Raw genomic sequence first — 7,371 nt, 5'->3', positions numbered from 1 at the left:
GAGGCGAAGCTCGTGGCCGCGGGGAATCCGTTCCGCCTCGAGGACGAGGTCCAGGTGCGGGTCCGCTGCCGCGTCGGGCTCTACGAGGCCTGGGGGCAGTACCGCGTCGAGATCGAAGACCTCGACGTCGCCTACACCCTCGGCGAGGCGGCACGACGCCGCGAGGAGATCGTCCGCAAGCTCACCGAAGAGGGACTCGCGGGGTTGAACCCGTCCCTCCCGATGCCGGAGCTCCCGCTTCGCGTCGGGGTGATCACGAGCCTGGGCTCGGACGCCTACAACGACGTCCTCAAGACGCTGCGCGAGTCGGGGTTCGCCTTCGAGGTGACCGTCCACGGGGCGCGCGTCCAGGGGCGCGCGACCGAGCCGTCGGTCCTCAACGCCCTCGACTTCTTCCGCGAGCGGCGCGACGCCTTCGACGTCGTGTTGATCTGCCGCGGCGGGGGGTCGCGCACCGACCTCGCCTGGTTCGACTCCGAGCCCCTCGGCCGCGCCGTCGCGACGTTCCCGCTCCCCGTGATCGTCGGGATCGGGCACGAGCAGGACCACTCGGTCCTCGACTTCGTCGCGCGTCGCGCGAAGACCCCGACCGCCGCGGCGCAGATGGTGGTCGCCCGCGTGCAGGAAGCCCTCGACCGCGTGAACGACGCGGTCGCGACGATCACGGACCTCGCCGCCGACGCGATCGCCGTCGAGAAACGCGCCGCCTCGGAGCGGGGGCTGCGTCTCGCCCGCGCCGCGCGGCACCTCCTCGACCGGGAACACGCCGCCCTCGACCGGGCCTCCCGCGACGTCCCCCGCGGCGCCGCACGCCTGCTCGACCGCGCCGCCGCGGCGCTCGAGCAGGGGGTGCGCCAGCTCGTCCAGGGAACGCGCCGCGATCTCGCGACCGCGCGGCGGCGGATCGACGAGCGCGCGGGCTCGATCGTCCCGCGCGCCGCGCGGGCGACGGCGCTCGCGGGAGAGCGCCTCGAGGCGCGCGCCAGGCGGCTGCACCTCGTGGACCCCCGTCGCGTGGTCGAGCGCGGCTACGCCGTGCTGCGACGGGCCGGGGGCGGCGTCGTCACCGACGCCGCCGCGGCGCCGAAGGGATCCGTATTGACCGCCGAACTGCGACAGGGAGTCCTGCGACTCCTCTCCGAAGGTTCCGAATCCGGGAGCGACGCATGACCAAGAACCCCAAACCTGCCCCCGAGCCCAGCTACGGCGACGCCGCGAAGCGGCTCGAGGAGATCCTGCGCAAGATCGAGGAGGGCGAGGTCGACATCGACGAGCTCTCCGGCCTCGTCCGCGAGGCGGCCGAGCTCGTCACCCTTTGCCGGAAGAAGATCCAGGCCGCGGAGATGCAGGTGACCCAGATCACCGAGCAGCTCGAGCGGGAAAGCGCGGCGGCCCCGCGCGAGGGCGGCGACACCGACGAGAGCATCCGCTATTGACCGCGCGCGAGATCTTCGAGGGGCGCCTGATCATGGCGCCGATGACGCGGGGGACCGACCTCCCCTTCCGCAGGCTCGCGGGAGAGCTCGGCGCGGAGGTCTGCCTCGGGGAGATGGCCTACGCCCACAAGGTGATCGGCAAGGAGCGCGGCGATCGTCCCCTGCTGCGCCGCCACCCGTCGGAGAAGTTCTTCGGCGTCCAACTGGCGGGGAAGGTCCCGGAGGTGATGGCCGAGGCCGCGCGCGTCGCGGAGGACGCGGGCGCCGACTTCGTGGACGTCAACTGCGGTTGCCCGATCGACGAGGTGACCCGCCGCGGCTTCGGCGCCTCGCTGCTTCAGCGCGCCTCCAAGGTCGGCGCCGTCGTCGCGGCGATGAAGGGGGCGGTGAAGATCCCGGTCACCGTGAAGCTGCGCCTCGGTTGGGACGACGACAAGCCGACCTACCTCAAGGTCGCCGCATCCGCGGTCGAGGCCGGAGCCGACGCGATCACCCTGCACGCGAGGTCGCGCGCCCAGCGTTATCGCCGGGCCGCCGACTGGGATCGCGTCCGCGACCTGGTGGACGCCGTCCCCGTCCCCGTGATCGGAAACGGCGACGTCCTGACCTGGCGCGACGCGACCCGGCGTCTCGCCGAGACGGGGTGCGCGGCGGTGATGGTCGGCCGCTGGGCCCTCGCCAAGCCCTGGATCTTCCGCGAATACGCGCAGGAGCGGGACGAGACCCTCGACGCCGAGGCGCGCCTGTCGGTCCTGCGCCGGTACGTCGAGTTGTGCCGCGAGCACTTCGGCGACGACGAGAAGGGGCGCACCCGCACGAAGCGATTCCTCGTTTTCCACCAGGACTTCTTCCGTCGCTATCGCCGCGGCGCCGGGCTCGAGGCGGTCAACGCCGAGGACCCGAGGGAGTGGGGCGCCGATCCCGAGGGGGAGCTCGAATCGTGGTTGTGCAGGGGGGACGTCGCGGCGGCGCAGGCGTTGTGCCGCTGGCTCGTGGACGGGGAGAAACCTGAACCGCCGCCTGATGCGCCGCTTGACGCACCTCGCGCCGCCCGCGTCGCGATCCTCGGCTGACATCGGGTATCTTGAGGCTCCTCCGCGCGGCCCACGCCCGGAGTCTCTTACGGAGAAAGAAGTGAGCAAGAACACGATCCTCCTGACTCTGATCGCCGTGCCGGCGCTCGCCCTCACGGTGACGGGCTGCGGGAAAAAGGAAGAAACTCCGGCTCCCGCCGGCTCGACCGACACCGCGGCGATTCCGCCGCCCGTGTCGAGCCGCGAGGGCGAGGCGCAGCTTCCTCCCGGGCACCCGCCGATGCCGGGCGCCGACGCCCAGCTCCCTTCGGGACATCCCCCCGTCGAAGGCATGGGTGCACCGCCCGAGATCACGCCGCCTCCCGCCGGAAGCGGCGAAGGGGCGACCGGCCTCGCGTGGACTCTGCCGAAGGGCTGGACCGAGGAACCGCCCGCCAACGCGATGCGCAAGGCCCAGTACAAGGTCCCCGGCCCCGGCGGCGACGGGGAATGCGTCGTCTTCTACTTCGGCCCCGGACAGGGGGGTGCTCCGCAGGCGAACGCCGAGCGTTGGGCGAGCCAGTTCACCCTCGCCGACGGCCAGCCCGGCACGTCGGGGATGAAGACCGGCTCGATGAAGGTCGGCGACGTCGAGGTCCTCACGGTCGAGGTCGCCGGCACCTACAGCGCCGGTTCTTCGATGGGGATGGCGCCGTCGGAGCCGAAGCCCGGCTACAAGCTCCTCGGCGCGGTCGCGGAGGGCGCCGATGCGAACTGGTTCTTCAAGTTCACCGGCCCCGAGAAGACCGTCGAAGCCAACCGCGCGGCTTTCGAGGGGATGCTCAAGTCCCTCAAGCGCGGAGCCTGATCCCGCCCGATCTTCCGTTCCTGCTCGTCACCCTTTCAGCGGGGCGACGAGCAGGAGCGGTCCCTCCGAGACCACGACCCCTCCCGGCTGCTCGAGCGTGAGGGCGAACGCCTTCGGATCGACGACCGGGAGCTTGGCGCGGATCGGGACCACCACTTCGCCCGCGGAGCTCGGCACGTCGAAGACGCCGCCGTCGATCGGTTCCTTGTCGCGGGCGGGGTCGACGATCCACAGCTGGTACTGCTTCTCCGCCGGGTCGTTGACCGGGATGCCGCGCAGCCGGAGGTATCCCTCCTGACGCGCCGTCGACCAGACGACCTCGCCCGTCACCCCTTCGAATCCCGGCTGCTCCGAGCGCGCCCACGCAACCGTCGTCACGTCGGAGGCCTCGCGCACGAGCCGGTCGAGGCTCGGCGGCGCGGGGCTCTCGCGAAGCACCGAGATCCCGACCGCGGCGACGAGGACCGCCGCGGCGGCGATCCAGCCCCAGGGAAGGCCCCGCGCGGGGGCGATGGGGGCCGCGGGGGCCTGCGCGAGGAGCTTCGCGCGCAGCGCGGGCGGCAGGGGCGCGTCGAGGTCGTCGCCGTGCTCGCGCGCGAGCTCGAGGTCCGCGGCGGCCGCGGCGAGGTCGAAGGCGTCGGGATCGACGTCCGGGCGCCCCTTCAAGAGGAACGCGAGCTCCTCGGCCTCGCGCGGAGAGACCCCCTCCGTCGCCCTCGCGGCGAGGAGGTCGAGCAGACGATCGTCGCGTCCGGGGTCGGGCGTCGTCATGCGGTCCCCAGATGCCGCGAGGGAGGCGCCAACCTCTCGCGCAGCGCCATCAGCCCACGGCGGACGTGCGTCTTGACGGTCCCGAGCGGAATGCCGAGCCGCCCCGCGACCTCGCTGTGGGAAAGCCCCTGGTAGATCGACAGCTCGAGCACCTCGCGCTGCTCGGGGCGCAGGGTGTCGAGGAGCTTCGCCGCGCGGGCCGCGTCCCCTCCCGTCTCGGCGGACGCCTGCGTGTCGGCGACCTCGACGGCGGCTTCGAGGCTTTCCGCCGCGGGCTCGCGACGTTTGCGCCGCAGCCGGTCGATCAGGCGGCGTCGGGCGATCATCGCGACGAAGACGGGTTCCTCGGCGACGGAAGGATCGTAGCGGGACGCCTTGGACCAGAGGTCGATGAAGACGTCCTGAACCGCGTCCTCCGCCTCGGTGCGGTCGCGGAAGAACCGGCGGGCGATCGACCACACGAGGGGCGCGTATCGGTCGAGGCACGCCTCCACCGCGTCCCGCTCCCCCCGCGCGATCCTCTGAAGCAGCGTGAACGTCAAGACGAAACGCTCCGGGGCCCCGGCATGCGCCGGGGCCCCTTCCGAACGATACGTCAACTCGGGCGAGTTCAGTTGCGCTGCATCGCCGCGTTGTCGGCCGGCGGCATGAGCACGGTGTCGATCACGTGGATGACGCCGTTGGAAGCCTCGACGTCGGCCTTGGCGACGGTGGCGCCGTTGATCATCACGGTGCCGCCCTTGCTCGAGGAGGTGAGCGACGCCCCCTGGAGGGTCTTCACCGTCGCTCCCTTGGCGGCATCGGCGCCGGCGACGCGTCCGGCGACGACGTGATAGGTGAGGATCGCGGTGAGTTGGGCCTTGTTCTCCGGCTTGAGCAGGTTCTCGACGGTTCCCTTCGGCAGCTTCGCGAACGCGGCGTCGGTGGGAGCGAAGACGGTCAGAGGGCCCGGTGCCTTGAGGGCGTCCACGAGACCGGCGGCCTTCACGGCGGCGACGAGGGTGTTGAAGGAACCGGCCGAGACGGCCGTGTCGACGATGTCCTTGGCGCCCTTGGGATTCGAGCCGGCGAGGACGGCGGGGGACGCGACGGCCACGAGGGTGGCGGCGATCAGGATCTTGGGGAGGCGATTCATTGCTCTGCTCCTCTTTTTTCTGTTGTTCAACTTATGTCCTGGACTACACCTGTTCTTTCGCTGGTTTGGCCCGGACGGATTCAGGAAATTCGATTTCGGGCTACGATCCGCCGCTCACGTGCAGGGGGATTCATGGAAGCGCCCGACACCAAGTCCCTTCCCGAGAACGCCTACGAGCCGCTCGCCCCCGGGGAGACGTACAAGCCGGTCGTCCCGGCGAAGGTGATCCTGCCCGAGGCGACCTTCCGGTCGGTGGCGTGGGGGATCTTCCTCTGCGTGATCTTCACGGTCGCGTCGGCCTACTCGGGGCTGAAGGTCGGCCAGGTCATGGAAGCGGCGATCCCGATCTCGATCCTGGCGATCGGGCTCGCACGGGTCTACTCCCGACAATCCACGATCCTCGAGAACGTGATCATCACCGGCGTCGGCGGGGTGTCGGGTTCCGTCGTCGCCGGCGCGATCTTCACCCTCCCGGCGCTGTACGCGCTCAACCTGCACCCGCACCCGCTCCAGACGACGTTCATCTGCCTCGCGGGGGGATGCCTCGGGGTGTTGTTCCTGATCCCGCTGCGCCGCTACTTCGTGCGCGAGATGCACGGGCAGTTCCCCTACCCCGAGGCGACGGCGATCACCGAGGTCCTCGTCACCGGGGAGAAGGGGGGCTCGCAGGCGAAGCTGCTCCTCCAGGCCACCGGCGTCGCGGGCGTCTACGACTTCCTGACGACGACCTTCCAGTTCTGGAAGGAAGCGGTCGACCTCAAGTTCCTGCCCTTCATGCAGGCCGCTTCCGACAAGGCCCGATTCGCGTTCGGCTTCAGCGCGGAGTCGTTCATCCTCGGCCTCGGCTACGTCATGGGGCTGCGCTCGTCGATGATCCTCTGCGCCGGCGGCGCGTTGTCGAACTTCGTGCTCGTGCCGCTGATCTGGTACTTCGGTCGGGAGTTCCCGGACGTCGCCGTCTACCCGGCCCTGAAGCCGATCGCACAGATGTCCGCGAACGAGATCTTCCGCGGGTACGTGCGCTTCATCGGCGTCGGCGCGATCGCGACCGCCGGGATCTTCGGCATCATCAAGTCCCTGCGCATCGTGGCGGGGTCGTTCGCGATCGCCGCCAAGGCGTTCAAGCAGGGGGACGCCGCCGCCGGCGTCGAGCGCACCGACAAGGACGTCTCGATCATGACGATCCTCCTCGGCATCCTCGCCGGCACGCTCGCGACGGGGGTCTTCTTCGGCACGCTCGGCTCGACGCCGGTCGTCCTGCTGATCGGCGTCGGCCTCACGCTGCTCTTCTCGTTCTTCTTCACGTCGGTCGCCGCGAACGCGATCGCCACGACCGCGCGCAACCCGGTCTCCGGGATGACCATGCTGACGATCATCATCTCGTGCGTCGTGCTCTTGAAGTTCGGCTTGTCCGGGACGACCGGGATGTTCTTCGTGATGGCGATGGCGGGGATGGTCTGCACGGCGTTGTCGGTCTCGGGGCAGGTCATCACCGACCTCAAGACCGGGTACTGGCTCGGCTCGACCCCCGCGGTCCAGGAGAAGGTGAAGTTCTACGGCGTGATCGCGGCCTCGATCGCGGCGGCCGTGACGATCGCGATCCTCGCGAAGGGGTACCAGTTCGGCGAAGCGATGCCGGGAGACACGCGCGAGGTCCTCGCAGCACCGCAGGCTTCGATCATGAAGGCCCTCGTCGAAGGGTTCATGAACCAGCAGCCGATCGCCTACATCCTCTTCGGATCCGGGGCCGCGATCGCGGTCGTTCTGGAGATGCTCGGCGCCCCCGCGCTGACCTTCGCGCTGGGCATGTACCTCCCCCTCGACCTCAACTCCCCTGCCCTCGTCGGCGGATTCCTGCACCACCTCGTGACCGGAAAGGCCGCAAAGCTCGGCGGCGAGCGCGGGCGGTCGATGCGCGAGCGCGGGGTCGTGATCGCGTCCGGTCTGATGGCCGGCGGCGCGCTCGGCGGGGTCTTCGGTGCGGCGGTCAAGATCTTCTGGCCGGGATTCGACGAAGAACACACGAAGCTGGGCTTCTACGACACCGACTGGATCTCGCAGGGGATCGCGATCGCGTTGTTCACCGCGATCTGCCTGTACCTGTGGTTCCAGTCGAACCGGGCGTCGGAGAAGGACGCGTAGGACGGA

General features: G+C 70.3%; 8 protein-coding genes. 5 read left to right on the top strand and 3 right to left on the bottom strand.

Going from position 1 to position 7,371, the window contains the following annotated elements; genetic code table 11:
* The 4 genes from xseA to VF139_07285 form a co-directional block, all read left to right on the top strand.
* On the top strand, positions 1-1,170 hold a 1,170-nt coding region (xseA, locus tag VF139_07300), incomplete at its 5' end, for an exodeoxyribonuclease VII large subunit (protein ID HEX6851200.1).
* Entirely contained in the window at positions 1,167-1,436 is a 270-nt protein-coding gene (gene xseB / locus VF139_07295) for an exodeoxyribonuclease VII small subunit (GenBank protein HEX6851199.1), read from the top strand. The genes xseA and xseB, both read left to right, overlap by 4 nt.
* Positions 1,433-2,509 carry a tRNA-dihydrouridine synthase family protein gene (locus VF139_07290; protein ID HEX6851198.1) on the top strand — a complete coding sequence of 359 codons (1,077 nt, stop codon included), beginning with the start codon at positions 1,433-1,435 and terminating at the stop codon, positions 2,507-2,509. Before xseB ends, VF139_07290 begins: the two co-directional genes overlap by 4 nt.
* 61 nt (positions 2,510-2,570) lie before the next feature.
* Positions 2,571-3,317: a hypothetical protein gene (locus VF139_07285; GenBank protein ID HEX6851197.1), complete on the top strand. Its 747-nt coding sequence runs from the start codon at positions 2,571-2,573 to the stop codon at positions 3,315-3,317.
* A gap of 27 nt (positions 3,318-3,344) precedes the next feature.
* Here VF139_07285 and VF139_07280 read toward each other — a convergent pair whose 3' ends face one another.
* The 3 genes from VF139_07280 to VF139_07270 all read right to left on the bottom strand — a co-directional run bounded on the left by VF139_07280 (position 3,345) and on the right by VF139_07270 (position 5,223).
* The gene (locus VF139_07280; GenBank protein HEX6851196.1) at positions 3,345-4,088 is read right to left on the bottom strand and encodes an anti-sigma factor; all 744 of its coding nucleotides are present in this window, start codon (positions 4,086-4,088) and stop codon (positions 3,345-3,347) included.
* Entirely contained in the window at positions 4,085-4,630 is a 546-nt protein-coding gene (locus VF139_07275) for a sigma-70 family RNA polymerase sigma factor (GenBank protein ID HEX6851195.1), read from the bottom strand. Before VF139_07275 ends, VF139_07280 begins: the two co-directional genes overlap by 4 nt.
* Positions 4,631-4,698: 68 nt before the next feature.
* Positions 4,699-5,223, bottom strand: coding sequence for a fasciclin domain-containing protein (locus VF139_07270; protein ID HEX6851194.1), 525 nt, complete (start codon positions 5,221-5,223; stop codon positions 4,699-4,701).
* Between the two features lie 132 nt (positions 5,224-5,355).
* On the opposite strand from VF139_07270, the gene VF139_07265 reads away from it, so the two are divergent.
* Positions 5,356-7,365, top strand: coding sequence for an oligopeptide transporter, OPT family (locus VF139_07265; protein ID HEX6851193.1), 2,010 nt, complete (start codon positions 5,356-5,358; stop codon positions 7,363-7,365).
* Positions 7,366-7,371 lie beyond the last annotated feature (6 nt).

Source organism: Candidatus Polarisedimenticolaceae bacterium (assembly GCA_036376135.1).
In the GTDB taxonomy this organism is placed as follows: domain Bacteria; phylum Acidobacteriota; class Polarisedimenticolia; order Polarisedimenticolales; family DASRJG01; genus DASVAW01.
Note: the sequence above shows the minus strand (reverse complement) of the source record. Positions and strands in the feature narration are given on the sequence as shown.